The sequence below is a fragment of the Luteolibacter flavescens genome, from assembly GCF_025950085.1.
In the GTDB taxonomy this organism is placed as follows: Bacteria; Verrucomicrobiota; Verrucomicrobiia; order Verrucomicrobiales; family Akkermansiaceae; genus Haloferula; species Haloferula flavescens.
Map to the genome: position 1 here is coordinate 25,838 of NZ_JAPDDS010000016.1, position 24,934 is coordinate 50,771.

A 24,934-nucleotide genomic window follows, 5' to 3' on the forward strand; every position below is an offset into this window, starting at 1 on the left:
TTCGTGCTGATGCCCGGAACGCCATCTGAGAAAAATCCCGCCACGAAGGGGCGGCGTTTTTTCCAGAAGCTCTCCTACAAATTCTATGCCCGCGGCGCGGAGCTCAACCACTGGTTCCGCCGCCGGGTGAGGCCGCCTGGCATCGCGCTGATGATCCTCATCGTGGTGGCCGCCGGGGCCGCGGCGGGGAATGCGGAGGCCCCCGTCTTCCAGGCATTCTCGCTGGTGTGCGGGCTGCTGATGACGGGGCTCTTCATGCTGCTTTTCCGGCGGGCGTCGTTGGAGGCGACCCGAGAGCTGCCCGCCCACGCGACGGCTGGTCAGCCGGTCACGTATCACATCACGCTGCACAATCGCTCCCGCCGTCCGCTGAAGCGCTTCCAGCTCCAGGAGACGCCGCCGGATCCACGACCGGACGAGGCGACCTTCCGCCTGAGTGTGGAGCCGGGGGAAAAGCAGCGGAATTTCTTCGACCGCACCTTTGCCTACTACCGCTGGCAGTGGCTGTGCGACACCCGCCTGCTCTTCGATGGAGGGCGCAGCCAGGTCATCGAGCGCCTCGGCACCACCGCCCACATCCCGGTCACGCAGACCCCGCGGCGTCGCGGCCTGGTGCGGATGAATGACCTGCGGGTGCTGCTGCCGGATCCGCTGGGCATCTTCCAGCGCTGCGTGAAGGTATCCGCCCCGCCCTCGCTGCTGGCGGTGCTGCCGCGGCGCTATCCGCTGCCGCGCTTCGAGCTGCCCGGCAGCGCGCGCTTCCAGCCCGGCGGCGAGGCTACCGCGCGACACGCCGGGTCCACGGGGGAATTCACCGGGCTGCGCGACTACCAGTCGGGCGACCCGCTGCGGCTGATCCACTGGAAGACCTGGGCGCGCACGGGCAAGCCGGTGGTGATCGAGCTGGAAGACACGTTTTTCCCGCGCCACGGGCTGATCCTCGATACCTTCCCGGCTCCGGGCGATGAGGACCTCTTCGAGGATGCTGTGTCCGTCGCCGCGTCCTTCGTGGTGGCGGTGGACTCGCGCGAATCGCTCATCGACCTGATGTTCATCGCGGGGCAGGAGCGGGTCGTCACCGCGGGGCAAGGGATCGCCCGGGCGGAGACGCTGCTGGAGGTGCTGGCCGGTGTGGAAAGCACGCCGGACGAGGACTTCGATTCGCTTGCGAAGCTGGTCCGCCGTCATGCCGACGATCTCGCCGGGTGCCTGTGCGTTTTCGCCGGGTGGTCGGAGAGCCGGGCGAAGCTGCTCCAGCAGCTCAATCGCCAGGGCATCGAGACCTCGGCCATGGTCATCGTGAGGGAAAAGCCCGATGCCGCTCCCCGCTGTCATTTCCTGCGCTCCGCCGACCTCGCGGGCGATCTGATGAAATTGCCAAGGAGGCTGTGAGGGTGGAAGTTCCAAGTCAGAAGTTCGAAGTGCCAGGAAAGGCAGGACGAGCCATGGCCTCTTCGGGCTTCAACTTCTTCATTGGCACTTCAAACTTATAACTTGGAACTTCCACCCCGATGACCCCACCCCGTTTCCTGCTCGGTGCCGCGCTCCTCTTCTGGGGCGTGATGACGGAGCGCGTGGTGCCGGGGCTCGCGTGCGCGATGCTGGTGGAGGGCGCGCATTGGACGCGGGTGCGGTGGAATTTCGGCGAGCGGGCCTTCCTGAATGCCTGGCGGCTCTCGGTGCTCTTCCTGCTGGTGGCCATGGTGCTGGTGGTGATGGACGGGGCGCGGCTGAATGCTATGTCGATCGTCTTCACCTGGCTGCCGGTGGTGATGATGCCGCTGCAATTCGTGCAGGCCTACGGGATGTCCTCCACGACGACGCTGGCGACCTTCTCCATGATGGTCAGGCGCCGGCGGGATCACGCGCGGAAGCACGGGCTGCCATTCCGCGAGATCCGCTTCGGCTTCGGGAGTGTCTTCTTCTGCTCCACACTGCTGGCCTCGTGTCTCGGCTCGCAGGCGAAGCTACCGTATTTTTATCCGCTGCTGATCTTCCTCGTGGCGTGGGGGCTGATTGCCGCGAGCGCGCGACGGTGGCGGCAGATCGGTTTTGCCATGTCCTTCGCGCTGCTGAGCGCGGCGCTGCTGGGGCGCGGCGGGGAGATGGGGCTGGTGAAGCTGTATCGCTTCATGGCGGAGCGGGGTGGCTCCGGCGACAGCGGGGCGGGCTCCGAGTATGCACGCGAGCGGCGCACTTCGATCGGTGCCATGGGTAGGCTGAAGCAATCGCCGGAGATTGTCTGGCGGCTCATCCCGGAGCAGGGCCCGCTGCCGAAACTGCTGCGGCTCTCCTCCTACAATACCTATCTCGACCAAGGATGGCAGGCGGACCTCCTGCCGGAGGACTATCCAGTGGAAAGCGACGGCTTCAACGGCGTGGCGGAAATCAACAACCCGGAGCGCCCCGACGATCTGGATGACACCTTTTACATCGCCGATCCGGATTTGCAGGACCAGAAGGTGGCCGTCGCCCGCGACCTGCCGAGATTCCGCATCCGGGGCGCGACCATTTCGCGGGACTTCAGCCTGCTGCCGCTGCCGGGGAATGCCGCCAGCCTGCATGAATTCAACCCGGAGGAATTCGAGCGGAATCCCTTCGGCACCTTCCGCCTGAAGCCGGCCCAGCCGGTCGCGGACGCGCGGGTGCTGTGGCATCCTGAGTTCTCGCCGGAGCTGCCGCCGTGGAAATCCATGGCGAGCATCTTCGAGCGCAGACGCTTCGACTTCCCCCACGGGCCGCTGCCGGAGGATGCGAAGAAGCGAGTGGTGGTGGAGCCGGAACTCCAGATCCCACCGGGTGAGGCTCCGGCGATCTCGCAGGTGACCGCGGAGATCGGGCTGCGCGACCTTTCATTCGAAGACAAGATCGCGCGGGTGAGGGAGTTCTTCGCGAAGGAATTCAGCTATACCCGCTACAACCGGACACGCGAAAACTTCGATCCGGCGAAGCACGGTACCCTGATCGGGAAGTTCCTGACGGACACCCGCGCGGGCCACTGCGAGTTCTTCGCCACCAGCGCCGCGCTGATGCTGCGCGACGTCGGTGTGCCGACGCGTTACGTGACCGGCTTCGTCGCCGCGGAGATCGACCCGAAGACGAAGCAGGCGCTCCTCCGTGGCACCCATGCCCACGCGTGGTGCCGGGCCTGGGACGCAGAGCTGGAGCGCTGGGTGGATGTGGATGTGACGCCGCCCGACTGGCTGGGGCTGGAGGGCCCGCCGCGGATGACCCGTTTCCAAGGGCTCACGGATTGGTTCCAGCAAGTGCGCGAGGATCTGCTGGTCTGGCGTGACAAGCCGGGTCGGATGATGTGGCTCACGCTCGGACTGCTCACCCCCATCGTGCTCGGCATCGCCTACATCGGGCGGAACCTGTGGAAATCCCGCAGCAGGCTGGAGGCGGAGAAGGCCCGCGCGCGTGGTGCCACGGTGGTTTCCACGCCGCTCACCGCCTTGGAAAAGCCTGCGCGGAAGCTGCTTGGCGAGCGCCCCACCGGCACGCCGCTCGGCCCGTGGCTGCGGCGGCTGTCACCGCTGCTGGCGAGTCCGGACGATCTGGAGCGCGCGCTGGGCCTGCACCAGCAGATGCGCTTCGACGTGGGAAATGCCGATGCGGGGTTGGCCGCGGAATTGCAAAAGCTGGTCGAGCGTCTGAAGCGTGAACTCGGCACAGCGAAGAAAGGCGGGCTACCCGCTCCTACTTCTTGAGCTCGATCTTTTCCCCGGCCCCTGGGACATCAAGCTTCGCTGCGGAGGTCGGCGGCTTCACCGGGCCTTGCACCGGTTCTTCCTCCTTCTTCGCCTCGTCTTGCTTGGGCGCGAGGTCGTTCGTGCTGCGGATGGCTTGGTAGATCAGGTTGTAATTGTGCCGCACTGCCGCGGGGAAATTCACGCGGCCGGGCTCGACGATCTTCTCGCGGAGCAGCTTCGAGGAAAGGTCCGCGGTCAGGTCGGCTCCCACCTTCACGGCGGCACCGACGCCGGGGACGCCTTGGCCGACATTGCCGCCGGTGCGGATCACGTCGCTGGAGATCGTTTTCCCCTGGAGGGCGAGATTCGACTGCGCGGAGACGATCGAGCCGTTCTTGTCGATGGTCACCTCCAGCACCGCGTGGTCGTCGCTGGCCAGCCAGCCGCGGCGGTGGTCGATGCGGACGGAGGCGAAGATCCCGCCGTCCGGGGTGGGGGTGATCTCCGGCTTGTAGGTCCGGTATTCGGAGCCGGAGAGATCGTAGTCGCAGGCATTCTTCGACTTGGCCTTCCAGCCTCCGAGGCTTTTGCCGTAGGCCTCGATGTCCAGCGTCACGCCGGCGTGCAGCGTGGAGACGAGGAAAGAGAGGATCAGTGCGGTGCGGATCATCATGGTGAAGGGCGGTCGGTGGCGCGGGGGAAAATACCACCGCGCAGACGGATTCCTTCAGTGAAAAATTCGCAGAATCCGGTGACCCGGCATCTTTTGCTCCTCCTCGCTTGGGGCCTCCCGATCCCGAAAATGCGCAGGTTCGTCCCTGAAATGCGCAAGATTCTCGCCACCGGGAGCAGCTTCCGAAAGATTCCAGATCCTGCCTTCCGTAGCTCGCCAACCCGCTGCATCCAAACTCAAGCATGGATAATCTTGCTGCGGCTGGTAACGTTTTCCCTTCGCTCACATGACCCAGAATCCCTCGTTCCTCCGCCTCGGTGTCGCCGCGATTGTCCTGCCGGTCGCCGGTGTTTCCCATGCCGCGGAGCCATTGGTGGCCCTGCAAAAGGGCGACCACGTCGCGATCGTCGGCGGTGGTCTGGCGGATCGCCAGCAGCACCATGGATGGTTGGAGGCGCTGATCCATCGGGCCTACCCGGAGCTGGACCTCACCGTGCGGAATCTTGGCTTCGCCGCGGACGAGGTAAGCGTGCGCCCGCGATCCGCGGACGTGCCGACCACGGAGTGGTTCCTCTCGATGAAGAAGGGCGACACGAGCCCGCGGCCGGGGGTGGTCTACAAGGCGGGCACGGACTTCGGGGCGGACGTCATTTTCGCCTACTGGGGCTTCAATGAATCGTTCCACGGACTGGAGGGACTGGAGAAATTCAAGGGCGACCTCGGCAGCTATCTCGATGCCCAGCTCTCGGCGAAGTACAACGGCAAGGCTGCGCCGCGCGTGGTGCTCTTCTCGCCGATCGCCCATGAAAACCTGAAGAGCCCGGACTTCCCCGACGGCGAGGCGAACAACGTGAACCTCGCGCTCTACACGAAGGCGATGGCCGAGGTGGCGAATGCGAAGGGCGTGCCTTTCGTGGATCTCTACACGCCGTCGAAGGAGCTTTTCGCGAAGGCGGGATCGCCGCTCACCATCAATGGCATCCATCTCACGGAGGAGGGCGACCGGCAGCTCGCGCCGGTCCAGTTCGCGGCGCTCTTCGGCAAGCAGCCGCCGTCGCTGGATGACGCACAGGTGGAAAAGATCCGCGCCGCGGTGATCGACAAGAACCAGCAGTGGCACCACCGCTACCGCACCGTCGATCAGTACAATATCTTCGGCGACCGCTCGCGCATCTCCTACGCAGGCGTGACGAATGCGACCACGCTCGGCGAGGAGCTGGCGCAGCGCGACGTGAAGACCGCGAACCGCGACCTGCGCGTGTGGGCCGTGGCCAAGGGCGGCGACCTGAAGGTGACCGACGACAACCTGCCGAAGGTGAACCTGGTCCCGCCGAACCGCGAGGATAACACTCCCTACCTCGACCCGGAAGAAGCCATCCAGCACCTGAAGCTGGCACCGGGTTGCAAGGTGGAGCTGGTCGCTAGCGAGATCAGCTTCCCCGATCTGGTGAATCCGGTGCAGATGGCCTTCGACACGAAGGGCAAGCTGTGGATCGCCGCGTGGCCGAACTATCCGGAGACCTCGCCGACCACGACGAACTTCGACAAGCTGCTCGTCTTCGACCTCGATCCGAAGACGGGCAAGGCCGTGAAGTGCACCACCTTCATGGACGGGCTGAATTGCCCGACCGGCTTCCAATTCTACAAGGACGGCGTGCTGCTGATGCAGTCGCCGGACCTGTGGTACATCCGCGACACCGATGGCGATGGCAAGGCGGATACGAAGGAGCGCGTGCTGCACGGTCTGGATGCCGCGGACTCGCACCACGAGACGAACAGCATGTGCCTGGAGCCGGGCGGCGCGGTCTATCTCAGCGACGGTGTCTTCCACCGCTCGAGCGTGGAGACCTACGACGGACCCGTGCGAAATACGGACGGCGCGATCTACCGCTACGAGGCGAACACCGGGAAATTCACGCGCCATGCTCCCTATGGCTTCGCGAATCCGCACGGCCGCGTCTTCGACTACTGGGGCAATGACCTGATCACCGACGCGACGGGGAACGACAACTACTTCGGCCCCGCGATGAGCGGCCACCTCGACTCGGGCAAGCACCCGGGCATGCGGCAGTTCTGGAATCGCCCGTCGCGCCCGACGCCCGGCACCGCCATCCTGACCAGCCGCCATTTCCCGGATGACTGGCAGGGCCTCTTCCTGAATACGAACGTGATCAGCGTGCAGGGAATCTTCCGCGCGAAGCTCAGCGAGGAGGGCTCCGGCATCAAGGGCGAGACGATCTCGAACCTCATCGAGACGGACATCGCGAAGAATCCGAATTTCCGCCCGTCCGGTATCACGGTCGCGCCGGATGGCTCGCTGTATTTCATGGACTGGTCGCAGATGCTGATCGGTCACCTGCAGCATCACCTGCGCGATCCGAAGCGCGACCACCAGCACGGCCGACTTTACCGCATCACCTACGAGGGACGCCCGCTGCTGGAGCCGAAGAAGATCGACGGTGAGCCAGTGGCGAAGCTGCTGGAACTGCTGAAGGAGCCGGAGAACGACGTGCGCATGCGTGCGAAGATCGAGCTCGGCAAGCGCGACCCGAAGGAGGTCATCCGCGGGGTGCAATCATGGCTGAGCGTGCTGGATGAGAAGGACGCGAAATTCGAGCACAACGTGCTGGAGGCGCTGTGGGTCCACCAGTGGCACAACGTGGTGGATCTGGACCTGCTGAAGCGCGTGCTGAAGTCGCCCGATCCGCGCGCCCGTGCGCAGGCCGTGCGCGTGATGGGCTACTGGCGGGACCGCGTGCCGGACGCGCTGGCACTTCTGAGAGTGGCGGCGGATGACGGGGCACCGCGCGTGCGGCTGGAAGCGGTCCGCGTGGCCAGCTTCTTCCGCGAGTGGGAGGCGGCCGATGTCGCGCTCACCGCGCTGAAGCACCCGACCGACTACTACATCGACTACTGCCTGAAGGAGACGATGCGACAGCTCCAGCCATGGTGGAAGGCGGCCATCAGCGAGGGCAAGGCGATCGCGGCGGACAATCCCGCGGGGATCAATTACGTGCTCGGCTCGGTGAGCACCGGCGATCTCGCGAAGCTGCCGAAGACCCCGGTGACGCTGACGGCGATCCTTACGCGCCCCGGCGTCCCGCTGCCCCAGCGCCAGCAGGCCCTCACGGATCTCGCGACCATCCAGAAGGCGAAGACTCTCGACGTGCTGATCACGACGTTGGCCGCCGGTGGTGATGGCAGTGATGACCTTGCGCGCCTCCTGCTCCAGCAGCCCGTCGCCGATCTGAAGGCGTCGCGCGCCGGGGTGGAAAAGCTGCTGGCAGTGAAGCTCGCCTCCGTGCGGCAGGCCGCGCTCGCCGCGATGATCGCTGCGGATGGCAGCGTGGACACGGTGTGGGCCGCGGCTTCCAAGTCGCCGGGGCTGCTCGTGGATTTCCTGAATGCGGTTCCAAAGGTCGCGGACGCTTCCGTGCGCGACGGTGCCTTCGACAAGATCCTGCCGCTGCTGTCGTCCTTCCCCCCGGCGCTGGAGGCCGCGCTTTCCGGCAAGAAGGGCGAGGCTCGCTACGTGCGGGTCGAGCTCCCGCGCACGGGCACGCTCACGCTGGCGGAGGTGCAGGTCTTTGCGAATGGCGAGAATGTCGCGCTGAAGGGTAGTGCGAAGCAATCGAGCACCGCCTTCGACGGCGGGGCGCAGCGGGCCATTGATGGCAAGACGAACGCGCTCTACGAATCCGGCACCCAGACGCACACGAACGAAGGCGAGGACAGCCCGTGGTGGGAGCTGGACCTGAAGTCGGACCAGCCGGTCTCCGAGATCGCCGTGTGGAATCGCCAGGGCTTCGAGGATCGCCTCGATGGCTTCACGCTCACGGTGCTGGATGCCGATCGCCAGGAGATCTTCAAGAAGACGGGCAATCCCGCACCGCGCCTGAGCGCGAAGGTCGAGGTGCCGCATGACCCGGCAGCGGGCGTGCGCGCCGCGGCCATCCGCGCGCTGGTCACGATGAAGAAGGAGCCCGCGAAGGTCTTCACCGCACTCGCGAAGCTGGTCCAGTCCGGCGAGCAGGTGCCCGCAGCGGCAAAGGGGATCTCGCAACTCCCGCGCGACGCGTGGGCGAAGGATCTCGCCGATCCGGTGGCGGCCGCGCTGGTGACTTGGGCGAAGCAGGTGCCCGCCGACAGCCGCACCACGCAGGACTTCAGCGAGGTGGTGCAGGTGGCGAATGAACTCGCCGGCATGCTTTCCCCGGATCGCGCCGCCACCGCGCGCAAGGTGCTGGCGGACCTGAAGGTGAATGTCTTCGTCATCAAGGCGGTGCCCGAGCAACTCCGCTATGACACCACGGAGATCACCGTGGAGCCGGGCAAGCCCTTCGAGGTGATCTTCGAGAATCCGGACCTCATGCCGCACAATATCGTCTTCGTGCAGCCCGGCACGGTGCAGGCGGTCGCCACCGCCGTGCAAGCGCAGGCACCGGACAAGCTCGACAGCAAGGGCCGCTCCTACGTCCCGGAAAACGACCCGCGCATCCTAGGCGCGACGAAGATGATCGAGGCCGGCCAGAAGGAGACGCTGCACCTGACCGCCCCGGAGAAGGAAGGCGTCTATGAATTCGTCTGCACCTTCCCCGGCCACTGGTCCGTGATGCAGGGGAAGCTGGTGGTGAAGGCGAAGTAATAGCCGGTCATTTCACGGCCTCCAGACGTTCCAGCATGTCCCGGGCAAGCCAGCTTGCGTGCTCCCGCTCCAGGCGGGGCTCGAAGACGGTATTGCCCGGGCCGAATGCCTCGTAGCGGATCTGTTTTGTCCACGCTTTCTCCGTGGCGTAGGCCCACGGGATGGCCGCCGTGACGACGACCAAGGCGATGCTCGCGAAGGGGGCGGCGGCGTGCAGCAGCACGGATCGGTGGAGAATCCGCGACGATGGGCCGTTGAAACAACCCACCGCTTGCCACAAGAGCCATAGCAGCGGGAATCCGACGAGACCTGCAATCGTCGCGTAGCTCGCGATCTCGGCGGCATCGTGCCACCTCATGGCCTCTTTCGGGAGGAGAGATCCCAAAGGAATAGCGAGGAGAGCTGCCGGGAAACAGATGCGACCCGGGTCCGGGCCGATCCATCCGAGGGAGAGCATGCCTCCGCGTTGCCCGAGCTGGCGTCGTGCGGTCTGGAGGATTCCCAAGATTACGGCGACCACCAATGCCGCCGATTGCGCGAGCCAGAGGATGAAGCCGTGCTCGGTGATGGAGTGTTGCCGGTTGATGAGGCCGGGAGGATGGGTGGAGAGCAGATAGAGGCCCACGGGAAGTACGATGCCCATGGTAGCAATGCGCAGGCGATCCCTGCGGTCCAGCAACCCAGCCAGCCTCGCCGGAAGCAGGCCGAGTGACCTTCGATCGCGGAGAGGGGCGAGAAGCAGGAATCCCAGGGCGATGATGAGCAACAAAGCGATGGCGTGCAGCATCAGGCGCTCATACATGGCATACTCGGCGAGTCGTCCTCCTCGGACTTCCGGCTCGGTGATCGGGGCAGAAGCAGGATCGCGGCGATCATAGCTGTAGGCGTTGCGGGTGACGAGGCTGCTTGCTTGACGCTGAGTCAAGGCATCCGCGGGGGAAGGATGCGGGACAGCGAGTTTCGGGTCGGTTGACTTTGCGAAATCCTCCCATGGCTTCGCACGGTCGGCCTCTCCGATGCGGTTCCATGCATTCCCCAGGAAAATGGCGCAGTCTCTGGTCATCCTGCGCATGACGAGGCTGCGGATGGTGTGGTCACTGCCTGCTCCCATCCGGAAGGAGACTGCTTTCAACCGTGCTTCGAGAAGTTCCATGTCTTCCTTGCCTGCATGATCCGCCGTCTTCCCGAATGCCTCGGTGATGAACCTGGCGTCCAGCCACCCGGAGGTGACATCTTCCGGCTGCGCGAAGGCCAGGAACTGCTCCTTGTAATATTCACAGTAGTCGACCGGTGCAGGCCAGACGCTGGCGCGGATCGCATCCTGCCGACGGCGGAGGTCATCGAAGCGGGGCATGGCCAGCGCGATGTCCAGCTCCTGCCAGCCACGGGCCAGGCCTGCCGGATCGAGCACGACTCTCTCCGGCTTGGTCACGGTCTTTTGCCTCGGTGGCGGCTCGCCTCTCCCACGGGCGGCGAGGCGCTCCTCCCTCGTGGGCGCCGGAGGTGGCGGGGCATCTCCCATGGAGGACTTGATCGCCTCCACCGCGTCCAGAAAGCGGAACCAACCGTTGCCGGGGTCGAGTCGCTCTCCCGTCTCCACCAGATCGGCCGGCCACTTCTGATGCTTTTGCCGATAGGCCAGCGCGTAGGCCATGTAGTGGGCTGCGTCATTGGGATGGCTCTCCCAAACCCGTCGCCACTTGAGCACGGGATCGGTTTCTTCAGGAGCGCCGACGATCAGCAATGCCTCCGACGCTGGCAGCTTCTCCAGCGCATGCGCGGTTTCCCAGCCATCGGCAAGCCTTCCCGGGATGCTTGGGAAAGACGGCACGCCTGCCTCGGTGCAACACATGGAGCCTAGATAACCATGGAGCTGGTTTGTATCCCAGATCCGCAGAATGGACTTCCACGCGGGTGGCCCGGCGATGACGAACCAAGCGGTGACCGCTCCAACTAGGACAAGCAGTGCTTGGGAGATGCGATGACGCCGCAGGAAGCCCGGCGCGCCTCGTCTCATCCGCTCCGATGCCGCATGTACGTCGTCACTGGAGGTCTGGCAGGGGAGGGTGGAGGAGAGCGCGATGGCTTCCTCGAGGAGTTCGCGTCGCTGTGGGTCGTCGCCCAGCGGCTGCATCACCGCATCCACGAATGCACGCTGCCCGGGCTCCAATTCCATCGCCATCGTCTCCCATGTTGAGACAGGTCCGGGCGGGAGAAGCAATTCCGGGATGAAGGGACGTTGTGGCCCCGAAGCTGTCCTGATCCCGGATCGGGTGACACGAAGGCAAAATCCCGGCATTGACAGGGTCCTCCGCGGCACGTAGGGAATCTGCCCCGCGCCGCGAGCGTCACGGCGGAGTAGCCAAGTGGTAAGGCATCGGTTTGCAAAATCGCTATTCGTGGGTTCGATTCCCACCTCCGCCTCCATGTTCAAAACCAATGGTTTGCGTTTGGATTTGGCGTGGTTTGACAACGTCGGTACCAACACGGGATTGGTCCGAAGAATCCCGGCGGGCAGAGGCTGTCCTGCTCAGCTCCGACAGGCTTGGATGACAAGGAGGTCGGGGCCAAGGGGCGGATTTTCCAATGCCACGGTCGGCAAGTGGCGCAAGCGCTACGCCACATCGAGCGCTCCACGCCCCGGAACCTGTCGATCCATGCCGTGGTGGACAACCACGCCACGCACAAGACCAAGGCGCTGCGCGAGTGGCTGATGCGCCACCGGCGCTTCAGCCCAACGCATTCGATCTGTCTCTACCAGGTGGAGCGCTTCTTCGCGAAAATCGAGAGCTATTGAAGCAAACTTGTCTAACGGGACACCAGGCCGGCTTGTAACGCGAAACAGCTTTGAGGAAACGGCTTCCCTAGCCAAGTTGCGGACATCGTTTATTGTCCGAGGCTCATTTTCCGGCCCTATGTCCAATCTACCGCCTCCGATCCCGAAAGCGTACTGGTATTACTCGAAGGATGGACAGACCTTTGGCCCCTATACCGGAGAGGTTCTCCAACAGAAGCTGCAAGCCGGGGAGCTGACCACCCGGACCCTGGTAGCAGCCGCGGGCGACAGCGGTTGGCGCAGCCTGGCTGAGGCCATGGGCACGGTGCCGACCCCGCCGCCGCTCGCAGGAGGGGAGAAGCCAACGCTGCTCGCCGGCCTGGCGGGGAAGGTGAGCGAGGCGTCCGGGCTGGAGAAGCTGGAGGGCTTCAGCCTGAAGCACCTCTTCTCCGAGGTGACCCGCAAGCACTCGCCCGAGCAGATCGAGGAGCACTTCAGCGTGGGCACGGCCACCACCACCCCGCCGCTGCAGAGCGTGAATGCGGCATGGCCGACGCCCTGGGCATTCGTCCATCTGTTAGGCCTGAGCCTCGCCTCCTCGCTGGTGCTCTACTGGGCGCTGATGCGCTTCCAGAATCCGAACCTGATTCCCGGTTGGATCTTCGTGGGCTGCTTCGGCATCCCCTTCTCGGTGCTCGTGTTCTTCATCGAGTCGAACCAGTTGCGGAACGTGTCCTTCTACCGGGTGATGGCGCTGCTCATTCCCGGCGGGATCCTCTCGCTGGTGACCAGCCTGCTGATCTTTGAATACACGAAGCTGCATAGCTACATCGGCGCGATGTCCGCGGGCATCGTGGAGGAAGTGGGCAAGCTGATCGCGGTGATCTTCTTCACGCGGAAATGGGTGAAATTCGGCTGGACCCTCAATGGCATGCTCTTCGGCGCGGCGGTGGGCACGGGCTTCTCCGCCTTCGAGAGCGCGGGCTATGTCTTCGTCTCGATGGCGCGGAATAGCGAGCCCGAGACGATCATGATGATGCGCGCCTTCCTGTCCCCCTTCACGCACACCATCTGGACCGCCGCCGCGGCAGCAGCGCTATGGCGGGTGAAGGGCGACCGGCCCTTCGAGATGGCCATGGTGGGCGATCCGCGTTTCGTGCGGATCTTCGTGATCGTGGCGGGCCTGCACATGCTCTGGAATAGCCCGCTCGCGATCCCCATCGTGGGTGGTGACATGGGCTTCATCGCCTTCCGCATCCTGCTCGGCCTGGTTGGCTGGATCGTGGTGCTGCTGCTGCTCCAGGCGGGGCTCAAGGAGGTGCGAGCGGCACAGGCCGGCCTGGCAAGTGCCGGGCCCGATTCAGGGAAGCTTTCCTCTCCCTCCTGAAGGGACGCGGAGCCGCTGATTTGCCGGCTTGGTGGCAGTGATGACACGGCTCGGCAGAATCCTCTTGCAAATCCCTCCCGAGTGGTATGAATTCCGCCCGCGGTCGTCAGGCCGCCCCGTTTACCCGCACATCGGGCGATGGGAATCGATGGTGACCCCTTTCCCGGGGAGCCAGCACTTCCGGAGCAGAGGATGACCGCAAGACGCGGAGTCCGGCGACCTCCGGAGCCCGGCCGGTATCCACCGGCCACTTCCATCCGGCGACGTTGATCCAACGCCCCCGGACGGCGTCCCCGAACGCCTTGGAAATCCCGCTGAACCAACGATTCCAAGTATGAACGATCCGAAGCCCTCCTCCTTCTCCTTCCTGCTATCCCCGCAAGCCCGTGTCGTGACGGTCGCGGCGACGTGTTGTCGCTGCTGATTGCCCGCGCGTTTGTCAGGTGCTGCCCGCTGCTGCCGTGTTCCGGCCTGCGGTGGCCCTCCAGCCAGCCCCGATGGGGCCGTGGCTACTCCCCTCATGGGGCTTTTCCTCCGCTTTAATACTATACCATGAAATTCACTTTTAGAATTCCTCTCCATTTGGCGATTCCGTCGCTGGTCATCGGGCTCCTCGCGCCGGTGGTGAATGCGGCTCCCGTCGTCCAGGCGACCGAGGGCCATGTGCTGTTGGCCTTCCGTGATTCCTCGAACTCTGCCGCCGGTTCTTACCTCGTGAATCTGGGCCCCGTTTCCCAATTCGAATCCGCGGCTGCAAACTCGACCACTGCGGTGGCGACGATCGGCGCGCTGGGTGCCGACCTCGATGCCTTCGACAAATTCGACGAGGGCACCCAGACCCTGCTGCCGTGGCACACCCGCAGCCAGGTGCTGTGGGCCGCCTTCGCTCGGAACTCGAATGACAATGACGCGGTGTACATCACCCGCGCCCGTCCGTCTGTGGCCGCACAGAGCGCGCCGTGGGGTGCCCGCACCGGCTCGCAGCAAAATGCGGCCTCGTCCGAGATCGGCTCGGTGGTCATCGGCGGCTACAATGTGCTGTCCTCGACGGTGGGTGAGCCGGACTCCGCGAACAACTCGCGCGGTGGCTTCCAGCCCGTGTCCGTGGATGGCAGCGTGAGCTACCGCTGGCAGGTGGCTTCCGAGGGTCGCTCGGATTTCGGCCTGTGGTCGTCGGTCGAGCGGAGCTTCGTGAACGGAGCCGCCGGCTCGCCGCTCGACCTCTACGTCTATCGGAAGAATCCGAATGCCGCGCTCTATGAAAACGGGACGGTCGGCTACCTCGGCTACTTCTCCATCACCACGACCGGCGTGGTGAGCTTCACCCGCGCGGGGACGAATCCCTTCCTCATCGATACCGACGGTGACGGCTTCAGCGATGGTGACGAGGCGCTGGCGGGAACGAATCCCAACAACCCATCTTCCTTCTTCCGCATCCCGGCTCCGGTCGTGGTGCCCGGCACTTCGCAGACCTTCAATTTCCCGACGATCGCCCTGCGGAAATACATCATCGAATACAATGACGACCTGGCCGGTGCGTGGATCCAGGTGCACGAGCACCTCTCCGGCAGTGGTGCCGCACCCGTGAACTGGACGGATACCGACCCGGCCCGGGTCAGCCTGCCGCGGGGCTTCTACCGCGCCCGTGTGGCCAATCCATGAGCCGCACCGATTCCGTCCGAACGATCCGATTCATCTAACAAAAATTTTCCATCGATATGAAACTCTCTCACTCCGCCGTCCTCGGCTTCGCCACCCTGGCCTCCATCCTCGCGGCTAGCGCCGATACCGTCACCGTCTATTTCTCCGCGTCGAATGGCGACCGGAATGCGACGCAGGTCGCGCTCTCCCGCCTGCTGCGGAACTGGAGCTACCAGGGCACCTCCGGTCGCTTCCCGGCCAGCGGCACGCTGAATCCCGACGGCAACTACACCGGCACGGACAACACTTTCCGCCAGTCGAACTTCGGCACCTGGAATGGCACCTGGAACGGCCACACGGTGATCGTGAAGACGAACTACGCGGGTGCCCTCTCCGGCATCGCCGCGGTGGCGAACCAGACGGTGCAGGTACGCTTTGACGTAACCAATGGCCAGGGCACCACGAACGTGCCGTCGAACCTGCTGACGATCTCCGACAACACGCAGTACACGCAGCATGTGGTGGACTTCGGCCTCTCGACGAATTTCCAGCTCACCTCGCCCTTCAATGGCGACTACAACGGCCTGCAGTATTCGGAGATCCAGGAAATCCCGGTGGGTATCTCCCAGCTCGGCTTCTACGGCAGCCCGGGCATCCCGATCGACAACATCACCACGCAGCAGGCACGCCAGCTCTATGACACCGGCTCGCTGCCGCTGTCCTTCTTCACCGGCAACTGGACGAATGGCGACCAGCACAAGTGGATCTACGCGCTCGGTCGTAATACGGATGCAGGCCAGCGCTTCGCCGCGCAGCTCGAGATCGGCCGCAGCGGCCTCGGCGAGCAATACGTCTATCAGGCCACGGATGGCACCAACCCGACCGAGCCTCTCGCCGCCGGTGGTGCCGCGAATGCGCCGCTGGTCGAGACGCCCGCTGGCTCCGGCAATTGGCAGGCGAATCCCTCGTATGACGCGTCCAAGAGCTACACCATCGGCACGTCGGTCATCGGTGGCACCGTCTCCCGCCAGCGGAAATGGCCGACCGAGACGTGGTCCGGCATCACCGCATCCGGCGGCCACACCAGCGGTGCGAACCTTGCCACGGCACTGACGCGCAAGCTCGGCCAGGATGCCTATCGTGCCTCGGACCCGGCTGCCACCGCGGGCTGGTACATCGGCTACGTGACCCCGGGCGATGCGGATGCAACCGTGCTTGGCAATGGCCAGGGTGCCGCGCGTCCTGCCGACAGCAAGGGCGTCGCGCTGAAGTACAACGGCGTGGAGAACACCCCGGACAACGTGAAGAGCGGCCGCTACACGCTGTGGCTCTACAACCGCATCGTGGTGCCGAAGCCGCTCGATGGCCAGGGCATCTACTCCGGTGTGGCAGGCGTGACGGGTGATCCGACGACGACCTTCCGCGGTGAATTCGTGGAAGCCCTCGCGAACGGCATCCGCCAGGTGGTCTCCACCCAGCAGGGCATCTCGCTCAGCGATGCCGCGCTGAAGGTCCACCGTCTCGCCGATGGCGGCACGGTCTATGCCGGTCAATTGCCGCAGGACTGATCCACTCAAGACGCCCGGGACCGGGCCGCGCTGCACCTCATCATCGTGCGGACGGCCCCGGGCTTCTCCCCTCCCAGACATTTTCCGCGGCCCGTCCGGGCCATCCCTCTTGTCCCATCTTACCCGCGAGCAGGAAGATCTCCGAGCTTGGGGCAGCATCGAGACAGCTTGTCGTGAAAGCATTCCCGTCATCCCTTTTCCCGCGTCCTTCCCGCCCGGTCCGCATGGCCGTGCTGGGACTTTCGTTTGTCATGGCGGGGCTGCTTCCGGCCTTCGCGCAGCAGCCGCAGCCGGAGATGACCTTGCTGGTCCGCGAGTATCGCGTGCAGGGCTCGAAGCTGCTCTCGTCGCTGGAGATCGAGGAGGCGGTGTATCCTTTCCTCGGCCCGGGCCGTACGGCGGCGGATGTGGAAGGCGCACGCGCCGCGCTGGAGAAGTCGTATCGCGACAAGGGCTACCAGACCGTGACGGTGCAGATCCCGCCGCAAGATCCCCGCACGGGCATCATCCGCCTGGAGGTGACGGAGGGGGCCATCGGCAGGCTGCGCGTCACGGGATCCCGCTACTATCTTCCTAGTAGGATCAAGCGGGAGATCCCGTCCTTGGCCGAGGGGAATGTGCCGGACTTCGACCAGGTGAAGGCGGAGATCATCGCGCTGAACCGCCTGCCGGATCGCACGGTGAAGCCGCAGCTCCGCCCCGGCGTGGAGCCCGGGACCTTCGACGTCGATCTGGAAGTCGAGGACAGGTCCCCGCTGCACGGATCGCTGGAGCTGAACAACTGCTATAGCCCGAATACCACGCAGACCCGGCTGAATGCCTCGCTCAGCTATGCCAATCTCTTCCAGCTCGGCCACACGCTCGGGCTGGACTTCCAGGTCGCTCCGGAGAATCCGGACGATGCGCTGGTTTACTCCGGCTACTATCTCGCCCGTGTCTCGGACGGCGTGAGCCTGATGCTCCAGGCCACGAAGCAGGACAGCGACATCTCCACGCTGGGCGGCGCGGCGGTGGCGGGTCGCGGCGAGATCCTCGGCCTGCGCGCGCTCTTCGACCTGCCGGGCACGGACACCTTTTACCAGACCTTTGCCCTCGGCATGGATTGGAAGACCTTCGAGGAAGACCTGACCGTGGCCGGTGTCACGGGGAACACGCCGATCGAGTACTATCCGATCAGTGCGAACTACGGCGCGAACTGGGTGCGCAAGGACTCCTTCACACAGGCGAACCTCTCGCTGAATTTCCACCTGCGAGGCATGGGCGGAGACGGTCGCGAGTTTGACAACAAGCGCTACCAATCCGACGGCAGCTACATCTACCTGCGCGGGGATGTCTCGCACACGCGCGACTTGAAGGATGGCGCACAGCTCTTTGGCAAGGTGCAGGGCCAGCTCTCCAGCCAGCCGCTGGTGAATAGCGAGCAACTCAGTGGCGGCGGCCTCGGCAATGCCCGCGGCTACCTGGAAGCGACCGCGCTGGGCGACAACGGCGTCTTCGGCTCAGCCGAGTATCGCACGCGCTCCTTCATCGGAAAGAAGGACGAGCGCGGCAAGCAGGCGGACGAGTGGCGGCTGCACGCCTTCGTCGATGGCGGCACGCTCACGGTGCTGAAGCCGCTGCCTTCGCAGAAGTCCTTCTACAATTTCCTCAGCGCCGGCGTGGGCACGCGCTTCCGCCTGCGCGACCACTACAACGGCTCGCTCGATGTCGCGGTGCCCTTCACCACCCAGACCGACGCCGAGTCCGGCGAGGTCCGCGTCACCTTCCGCGGCTGGGCCGAATTCTAACAGTCCCCTTCCTGACCATGATCGCACGTCACGTCATCGCCTCCCTCGCGCTTCTCGCCCCGCTCCACGCCGCCGAAGGCTGGTGGAACAAGGAGTGGACCCAGCGCCAGAAGATCAACATCAACACCGGCTCCGATGCCGCGAATCTCTCCGGCGCGGTGGAAAATGCGGCGGTGCTGGTACGCCTGCACGACGGGAATTTCCAATTTGCCAATGCCGCCCCCGATGGCAGCGACCTGCGCTTCGTCACGGACGATGGCACGGTGCTGCCGCACGAGATCGAGAAGTACGATGGCCTCGTGGATGGCGGCTTCATCTGGGTGAAGGTGCCATCGCTGGCGGCGGGTGGTGCCACCACGGTGAATCTCTACTACGGATCTGCGAATCCCGCCGGAGTGCCGGTGGCGAAGCCGGGCGATGTCCATGACGCGGCGCTGGTGTGGCACTTCGCGGATCGCGGTGGTGCTCCTGCGGATGCGACGGCGAATGGAAACGATGGCAGCATTCCACTCACGTCATCGGAGGGCGCGATCATCGGCAGCGGTGCCCGCCTGCTCGGTGCGGAGCCGGTGACGGTGGCCGCATCGCCTTCGCTCGACTTCAGCAATGGCTTCACATGGTCGGCCTGGGTGAAGCCGACCGCGCTGCAAGCGGGCGCGGAGATTTTCCGCCGCGGTGACTTCCGTATCGTGCTGGACAATGGCGTGCCGGTGGTGGCCGCGGGCGGCGAGCGCAGCACTCCCGGCCAGCCGGTGACGGCGGGGAGCTGGACGCACCTCGCGGCGACGGCGGAGGCGGGGAAGGTCTCGCTCTTCGTGAATGGCGAGCCGGTGAGCCAGCTTGCGGCGACCTTGCCGGTGCTGGATGGTGCACTGACCATCGGTGGCACGGAGGCGGGTTCGCGCTTCGTCGGGGAGATCGATGAACTGCAAATCTCCAGCGCCCCGCGCTCCGCGGACTGGGTGAAATTCACCGCGATCAGCCAGGGAGGCACGGATGCCGGACAGCGCACGGTTTCGCTCGGTGAAGTGGAGGGCGGCGAAGGTGGCGGCGGTCACAGCGAGGCGCTGGAGCACGTGATGCTCTTCGGAGACATCGCGAAGAACATGATGTTCGACGGCTGGATCGCCATCGGTGTCTGCGTGGTCATGATCGTGATCGGGTGGACGGTGGCGTTCAAGAAATTCACCTATCTCAACAAGGTCCAGAAAGGCACGCGCGCCTTCCTCCAGCAGTGGGAGGAGCTTTCTTCCGACCTCACGGCGCTCGATCACAATGACCCCGCGGGCATCAGCTCGCTGGAGCAGACGGCGGACGATCGCACGCGCGGGCTGATCCGGCAGTCGCCGCTCTATCAGATCTATCACATCGGCTCGAAGGAGATCCGCCACCGGCTTGATCGCGACAAGGATCGCACGAAGGGTCTCTCCGGCCGCTCGATCCAGGCGGTGCGCGCGGCGCTGGACCGCGGCCTGGTGCGCGAGACACATCGTCTTACGAAGGGCCTCGTTTACCTCACCATCAGCATCGCCGGCGGCCCGTATGTCGGCCTGCTCGGCACCGTGGTAGGCGTGATGATCACCTTTGCGATCATCTCGAAGAGCGGTGAGGTGGACGTGAACTCGATCGCGCCAGGCATCGCCTCCGCGCTGCTGGCGACTGTCGCCGGTCTGGTCGTCGCGATCCCGGCACTCTTCATCTACAGCTACCTGAATAGCCGTATCAAGGAGACCACGAGCGACATGCACGTCTTCATCGACGAGTTCGTCGCGAAGATGGCCGAGTTCTACCCGCCCGCCGGGGAGTCTTCTCCCTACGCGCCTAACAACGACAAGGTCGCCTGACGCCATGGCCTCCGCCGACGACAAGTCCTACGACGACATCAACGTCACGCCGATGGTGGATCTCTACCTGGTACTGCTGCTGATCTTCATCATCATGACCACGGCGGGCGTGCAGGGAATGAAGGTGCAGCTCCCGAAGTCGTCCGCGGCGGTGGACCTGTCGCAGCGGAAGATGCAGGCCATCACGGTGAACAACGAGGGCAAGATCGCCCTCAATACCATCCCCGTGACGCTCGCCGAACTGGAGAGCAAGCTCGGCACGCTGAAGTCCACGACGAAGGACCTGCCGGTGGTGGTGCGCGGCGACCGCAAGAGCCAGTACCAGGGAATCATGGACGTGCTCGAGGTGCTCGGGCGCGTGGGCATCGATGACATCGGCCTGGCTGCCGAAACCTCACGCTGAAGCAACCATGCAAGCCGACGACGGGAAAGACTACGACGACATCAATGTCACGCCGATGGTGGACCTCTACCTCGTGCTGCTGCTGATCTTCATCATCATGACCACGGCAGCGGTGCAGGGGATGAAGGTGCAGCTCCCGAGCGCGAGCAAGAGCTCCGCCGCGGCGAATCCGAACGCGCCGAAGGTCCAGGCCATCATCATCGGCGACAATGGCCAGATCGAGCTGAACCGCGAGCCGGTCACGCTCGGCGAACTGGAGCGCCGTCTTGGTGCCTTGAAGGCCACCACTCCGGATCTGCCTGCCGTGGTCCGCGGGAATCGCGCCACGCAATACGAAGCCATCATGGATGTACTCGATGTCCTGGCTCGGCTGAAGATCACGAAGATCGGCCTCGCCACCCAACCTGCGAAATCATGAGCGCACGTCATTCCGAAAACTTCGGCTGGCTGGTCCATCGCATCATCGGTGGCGCGGTGGTCGTTGCCCTGTTCGCGGCTGCTTCTTCGTGCAATCGCTCGGAGACGGCGAAGAAGAAGCCGAAGCCTGTGGAGATCGTGGCGATCACTCCTCTTCCACCACCTCCGCCATTGCTTCCTCCTCCCACCCCGGAGCCCGAGAAGGCACCGGAGCCGGAAGATCCCGAGGAACTTGTCGAAGAGGAGCAGGTCGAGGAAGCCGAGCCGGAAGTCCCCGGTCCGGAAGAGCCGCCGGACGAAGGACTGGGCACCAGCATCACCGGGAACGGGGCTGATGGCTTCGGCCTGTCCACTCGCGGCGATGGCCGCCCCGGTGGCAGCGGACCGGGAGGCCCGGGAACCTCCGGTGCCCGCGCCGCTTTCCTCCGCGGTGTCAGCACCACCTTGCAGGCCGAGCTGAAGCGACACCCGGTGCTCGGCAAGGCAACGTATGACGTGACGCTGAACGTCCGCGTGAGTGCGGAGGGTCGCGTTCTCTCGATCACTCCCGAGCCCTCCACCGGCGATCCCGCGATCGACCGCATCCTTTCCCATGACTTCACCGGCGTGCTGCTTCCCCAGCCGCCGCCCAGCGGCAAGCCCGGTGTGGTGAAGACCCGCGCGAAGAGCGCGAAGCCGCGCGCATGACTCCTCCTTCCTCTCCTTTCCCAAGAACCGCCATGCCCACCAAGCACGCCCATCACCCCATCCTGGCCACGATCGCCGCAGCCCTCGCGGGAGCAGCGATCACCCGTGCCGAAGAACCACCGGATCTCCCGCCGGTGACGACGCCGACCACGCAGGAGCAGTACGACGAGGTCTTCAAGACGAACATCGCGGCGCCCGAGCTTCCGCCCGAGCCAGCACCGCAGGCACTGCCCGCGCCTTCGCCAAACATGGCGGTGAATCTCGTGGTGCTCATGGTCAAGAAGGGCGTGCTCACCCAGGAGGAAGGGCTTGCCCTCATCGAGCAGGCGGAGGCCGAGGCAAAGACCGCGCAGGCTGCCGCCGTCGCCGCAGTTCCTCCGGCACCGCCGCGCCAGGAGGGCGAGGTGAGCGTGAGCTACGTGCCGCAGACGGTCCGCAATGGCATCCGCGACGAGATCAAGCAGGAGCTGATGGCCGAGGCCCGCGAGGAGGGCTGGGGCAAATCGAGTGCTCCCGAGTGGACCTCGCGCATCCGTCCCTTTGGCGATATCCGCGGCCGCTATGAGGGCATCTTCTTCGGCGATGGGAATGACAACACGGGTGCATTCCCGAATTTCAACGCGATCAATACCGGCGCTCCCTTCGATACGTCCGGCACGCTTTTCTCGCCGCAATACAACGTCGATCAGGACCGTGATCGTGCCCGTCTCCGCGTGAGGCTCGGTGCGGACATACTGCTCGGCGATGGCTTCACCGGTGGCCTCCGCGTTGCCACGGGCGACAGCAATTCGCCGGTCTCGCCAAACCAGTCGCTCGGCGGATCGGGTGGGAATTTCTCGAAGTACCAGATCTGGCTCGACCGCGCCTTCATCGCCTACGAGGCGGTGAAGAACGAGGACTACGAGCTGTCCGCGGTCATCGGTCGCTTCGACAATCCCTTCTTCAGCACCGAGGTGATGTGGGATGACGACATCGGCTTCGACGGTCTCGCGTTGCGCGGACGTGCAAGCGTGAACGACCGCGTGACCGCCTTCGGCGCGGCGGGCCTGTTCCCGGTTTATAATACGGACCTGAACTTCGCGTCGAACCAGCCATCGAAATTCGAAAGCCAGGACAAGTGGCTCTACGGTGCGCAGGCGGGCATCGACTGGACGATCAACGAGGACCTCAAGGCGAAGTTCGGCGTGGCGTGGTATGAGTTCTCGAACATTGAGGGCGAACTCTCCACTCCGTATGTCCCACTGGGGCCGAATGACGCGGGGAATACCGATGCGACCCGTCCGTCCTTCGCCCAGCGCGGCAATACCTACATGGCGCTGCGGAACATCATCCCGACGGCGGCCAATGGCTTCGGCACCACGAACCAGTGGCAATACTACGGTCTCGCCTCGTCATTCCAAGTGCTCGCGCTCACCGGCAAGCTGGAGTATTCGGCGTATGATCCGGTGAAGTTCGCGCTGACAGGTGAATTCCTGAAGAACCTCGCCTTCGATGCGAACGACATCGGGGCGATCGCCGTGAACAACCGCATCGGTGCGGGCACCGGCACCTTCGACGGCGGCGACACGGCTTGGAACATGATGTTCCAGTTCGGCAAGACGGCGATGGACAAGAGGGGCGATTGGGTCGCGGGACTCGGCTATCGCTATGTGGAGTCGGATGCGGTCGTGGACGGCTTCACGGATTCCGACTTCGGCGGGGGCGGGACGAACGTGCACGGCTTCACCCTCGGCGGTGCGGTCGCGGTTTCCCCGAACGTGCGCCTCGGCCTCAAGTGGATGAGCTCCGACGAGGTCTCCGGTCCGCCGCTTAGCACGGACACCCTGCAATTCGACATCAACGCCAAGTTCTGATCATGAAAGCCCTCCTTCTAACAGCCCTGCTCTTGCCCCTCGCCGGGATCGCGCAGGAAGACGAGAGCGCACGGCTGCGCGAGGCGTTGAAGAACACGACGCTCCAGCTCCGCACGGCACAGGGTGAGACCGCGACTGCGCAGGCGGCATTCATCGCCGCCGAGCAAAGGGCGAAGTCGCTTGAGGCGAAGGTCGCCGATCTGGAGAAGCGCAACGCCGCGCTGGCCAAGCAGGCGAACGACGACAAGGCCGACTCCGAGAAAAGCATCGCCACGCTCAGCAACCGCCTGGCGGAGCGCGAGAAGCGCCTCGCCGACTTCATCGTGGCGCTCGACAAGTGGAAGGCCGCCTACCAGACGGCGGTTTCTTCCGCGAAGAAGAACGAGGGAGAGCGCGAGAAGCTTGCGGGCGAGGTGGTGTCCTTGAAGCACACCGTGGCTGACCGCGAGCGGAAGAACATCGCGCTCTTCAATGTCTCGAACGAGATCCTCGACCGCTACCAGAACTACGCGCTCGGGAAGTCCCTCGCCGCGAAGGAACCCTTCATCGGCAACGCCCGCGTCGAGATCGAGAACCACGTCCAAGGCTACAAGGACCGGATCATCGACCAACGCCTCGCCGCTCCCAAGAAACCGTAACTCGACCACGAGAACACCATGAAACTCCGATTGCTCACACTCATCGCCGCCACCACCACTGCGGCCCTCCACGCTGACACGGCCACGCTTGGCAAGATCGGCGAACTTGAACTCAAGACCGACGAGATCCGCGAAGCCATCGCGGGCCTCGAAGCCGGGCAGGACGCCGCCTTGGCAAAGGATCCGGCGGCGCTCAGCCAGTATGTGCGCGCCCTGCTCATCCAGCGCCTGGTGCTGAAGGAAGCGCTCGCGCAGAAGTGGGATCAGCAGCCGGAGGTGGTGGCGAAGCTCGTGCGTGCGCGCGAGTCCGCCTTGACCGAGAGCTTCCTGGAGAATGCGGCAAAGGTGCCCGCGGACTTCCCGTCGGAGAGCGATTTGCTGGCAGCCTACGAGGCGGCGAAGCCATCGCTGCAGGTGCCGAAGACCTACAGGCTCGCGCAGGTTTTCGTCGCGCTGCCGAAGGACGCGGACAAGGCCGCGACCGACAAGGCGAAGGCGAAGCTGGATGCGGTGGGCAAGAAGCTGAAGGAGAAGAATGCCGACTTCGCAGCCATCGCCGCCGCCGAAAGCGACGAGGCCGCGAGCAAGGCGAAGGGCGGGGAGATTGGCTGGATCTCCGAGGCACAGGTGCAGCCGGAGATCCGCGAGAAGCTCCCGAAGCTCGCCACCGGCACGGTGTCCGAGCCGGTGAAGCTGGACGATGGCTGGCATATCCTGAAGATGCTGGATTCGAAGGAAGCCCACACCGCGGCGCTCGATCAGGTGCGTGACCAACTGGCCGTCCAGCTCCGCGCCGAGCGCGCACGCCTGAATCGCCAAGAATACCTCGCCAAGCTGCTGAAGGATCATCCGCTCGCGATCAACGAGATCGAACTCGGGAAATTGTTAGAAAAGTAAACCGGCAGGACCGCACGCCGGCACCG

At 64.7% G+C, this 24,934-nt stretch carries 17 protein-coding genes and 1 tRNA gene; 16 read left to right on the forward strand and 2 right to left on the reverse strand.

Annotated elements, in window-relative coordinates; genetic code table 11:
* The first annotated feature begins 9 nt into the window (after window positions 1-9).
* Window positions 10-1,392, forward strand: coding sequence for a DUF58 domain-containing protein (locus OKA04_RS21245; protein ID WP_264503231.1), 1,383 nt, complete (start codon window positions 10-12; stop codon window positions 1,390-1,392).
* 119 nt (window positions 1,393-1,511) lie between these two features.
* Window positions 1,512-3,710 carry a transglutaminase-like domain-containing protein gene (locus OKA04_RS21250; RefSeq protein ID WP_264503232.1) on the forward strand — a complete coding sequence of 733 codons (2,199 nt, stop codon included), beginning with the start codon at window positions 1,512-1,514 and terminating at the stop codon, window positions 3,708-3,710.
* On the opposite strand, the gene OKA04_RS21255 is transcribed toward OKA04_RS21250, so the two are convergent.
* On the reverse strand, window positions 3,700-4,365 hold the full coding sequence (locus OKA04_RS21255) for a hypothetical protein (RefSeq protein WP_264503233.1): 666 nt from the start codon (window positions 4,363-4,365) through the stop codon (window positions 3,700-3,702). The two genes, OKA04_RS21250 and OKA04_RS21255, sit on opposite strands and share 11 nt — an antisense overlap.
* 286 nt (window positions 4,366-4,651) lie before the next feature.
* Between OKA04_RS21255 and OKA04_RS21260 the strand changes: the two genes are divergently transcribed.
* Complete coding sequence (locus OKA04_RS21260; RefSeq protein WP_264503234.1) at window positions 4,652-9,010, forward strand: DUF7133 domain-containing protein; 4,359 nt, start codon at window positions 4,652-4,654, stop codon at window positions 9,008-9,010.
* A gap of 7 nt (window positions 9,011-9,017) precedes the next feature.
* Here OKA04_RS21260 and OKA04_RS21265 read toward each other — a convergent pair whose 3' ends face one another.
* Window positions 9,018-11,231 (reverse strand): hypothetical protein, encoded by a 2,214-nt coding sequence (locus OKA04_RS21265; protein WP_264503235.1) that lies wholly within the window; start codon window positions 11,229-11,231, stop codon window positions 9,018-9,020.
* Window positions 11,232-11,362: 131 nt separating this feature from the next.
* On the opposite strand from OKA04_RS21265, the gene OKA04_RS21270 reads away from it, so the two are divergent.
* The 13 genes from OKA04_RS21270 to OKA04_RS21330 all read left to right on the forward strand — a co-directional run bounded on the left by OKA04_RS21270 (window position 11,363) and on the right by OKA04_RS21330 (window position 24,908).
* A tRNA-Cys gene (locus OKA04_RS21270) sits at window positions 11,363-11,437 on the forward strand.
* A gap of 175 nt (window positions 11,438-11,612) precedes the next feature.
* Window positions 11,613-11,807, forward strand: a complete 195-nt coding sequence (locus tag OKA04_RS21275) for a hypothetical protein (protein WP_264503236.1) — start codon at window positions 11,613-11,615, stop codon at window positions 11,805-11,807.
* Between the two features lie 118 nt (window positions 11,808-11,925).
* Window positions 11,926-13,173, forward strand: coding sequence for a PrsW family glutamic-type intramembrane protease (locus tag OKA04_RS21280; protein WP_264503237.1), 1,248 nt, complete (start codon window positions 11,926-11,928; stop codon window positions 13,171-13,173).
* 552 nt (window positions 13,174-13,725) lie between these two features.
* Window positions 13,726-14,835, forward strand: a complete 1,110-nt coding sequence (locus OKA04_RS21285; RefSeq protein ID WP_264503238.1) for a thrombospondin type 3 repeat-containing protein — start codon at window positions 13,726-13,728, stop codon at window positions 14,833-14,835.
* 56 nt (window positions 14,836-14,891) lie between these two features.
* Window positions 14,892-16,382: a type 2 periplasmic-binding domain-containing protein gene (locus OKA04_RS21290; RefSeq protein ID WP_264503239.1), complete on the forward strand. Its 1,491-nt coding sequence runs from the start codon at window positions 14,892-14,894 to the stop codon at window positions 16,380-16,382.
* Window positions 16,383-16,633: 251 nt separating this feature from the next.
* Window positions 16,634-18,169, forward strand: coding sequence for a ShlB/FhaC/HecB family hemolysin secretion/activation protein (locus tag OKA04_RS21295; protein WP_264503240.1), 1,536 nt, complete (start codon window positions 16,634-16,636; stop codon window positions 18,167-18,169).
* A gap of 17 nt (window positions 18,170-18,186) precedes the next feature.
* Window positions 18,187-20,013, forward strand: a complete 1,827-nt coding sequence (locus OKA04_RS21300) for a DUF2341 domain-containing protein (protein ID WP_264503241.1) — start codon at window positions 18,187-18,189, stop codon at window positions 20,011-20,013.
* A gap of 4 nt (window positions 20,014-20,017) precedes the next feature.
* Window positions 20,018-20,416: an ExbD/TolR family protein gene (locus tag OKA04_RS21305; protein WP_264503242.1), complete on the forward strand. Its 399-nt coding sequence runs from the start codon at window positions 20,018-20,020 to the stop codon at window positions 20,414-20,416.
* Window positions 20,417-20,423: 7 nt separating this feature from the next.
* Complete coding sequence (locus OKA04_RS21310) at window positions 20,424-20,834, forward strand: ExbD/TolR family protein (RefSeq protein WP_264503243.1); 411 nt, start codon at window positions 20,424-20,426, stop codon at window positions 20,832-20,834.
* The gene (locus tag OKA04_RS21315) at window positions 20,831-21,520 is read left to right on the forward strand and encodes a hypothetical protein (RefSeq protein ID WP_264503244.1); all 690 of its coding nucleotides are present in this window, start codon (window positions 20,831-20,833) and stop codon (window positions 21,518-21,520) included. The genes OKA04_RS21310 and OKA04_RS21315 overlap by 4 nt, the downstream gene beginning before the upstream one ends.
* 32 nt (window positions 21,521-21,552) lie before the next feature.
* Window positions 21,553-23,373, forward strand: coding sequence for a putative porin (locus OKA04_RS21320; RefSeq protein ID WP_264503245.1), 1,821 nt, complete (start codon window positions 21,553-21,555; stop codon window positions 23,371-23,373).
* 2 nt (window positions 23,374-23,375) lie between these two features.
* Window positions 23,376-24,011, forward strand: a complete 636-nt coding sequence (locus tag OKA04_RS21325; protein ID WP_264503246.1) for a hypothetical protein — start codon at window positions 23,376-23,378, stop codon at window positions 24,009-24,011.
* An 18-nt stretch (window positions 24,012-24,029) separates the two neighbouring features.
* Window positions 24,030-24,908, forward strand: a complete 879-nt coding sequence (locus tag OKA04_RS21330; protein ID WP_264503247.1) for a peptidylprolyl isomerase — start codon at window positions 24,030-24,032, stop codon at window positions 24,906-24,908.
* The last annotated feature ends 26 nt before the right edge of the window (window positions 24,909-24,934 follow it).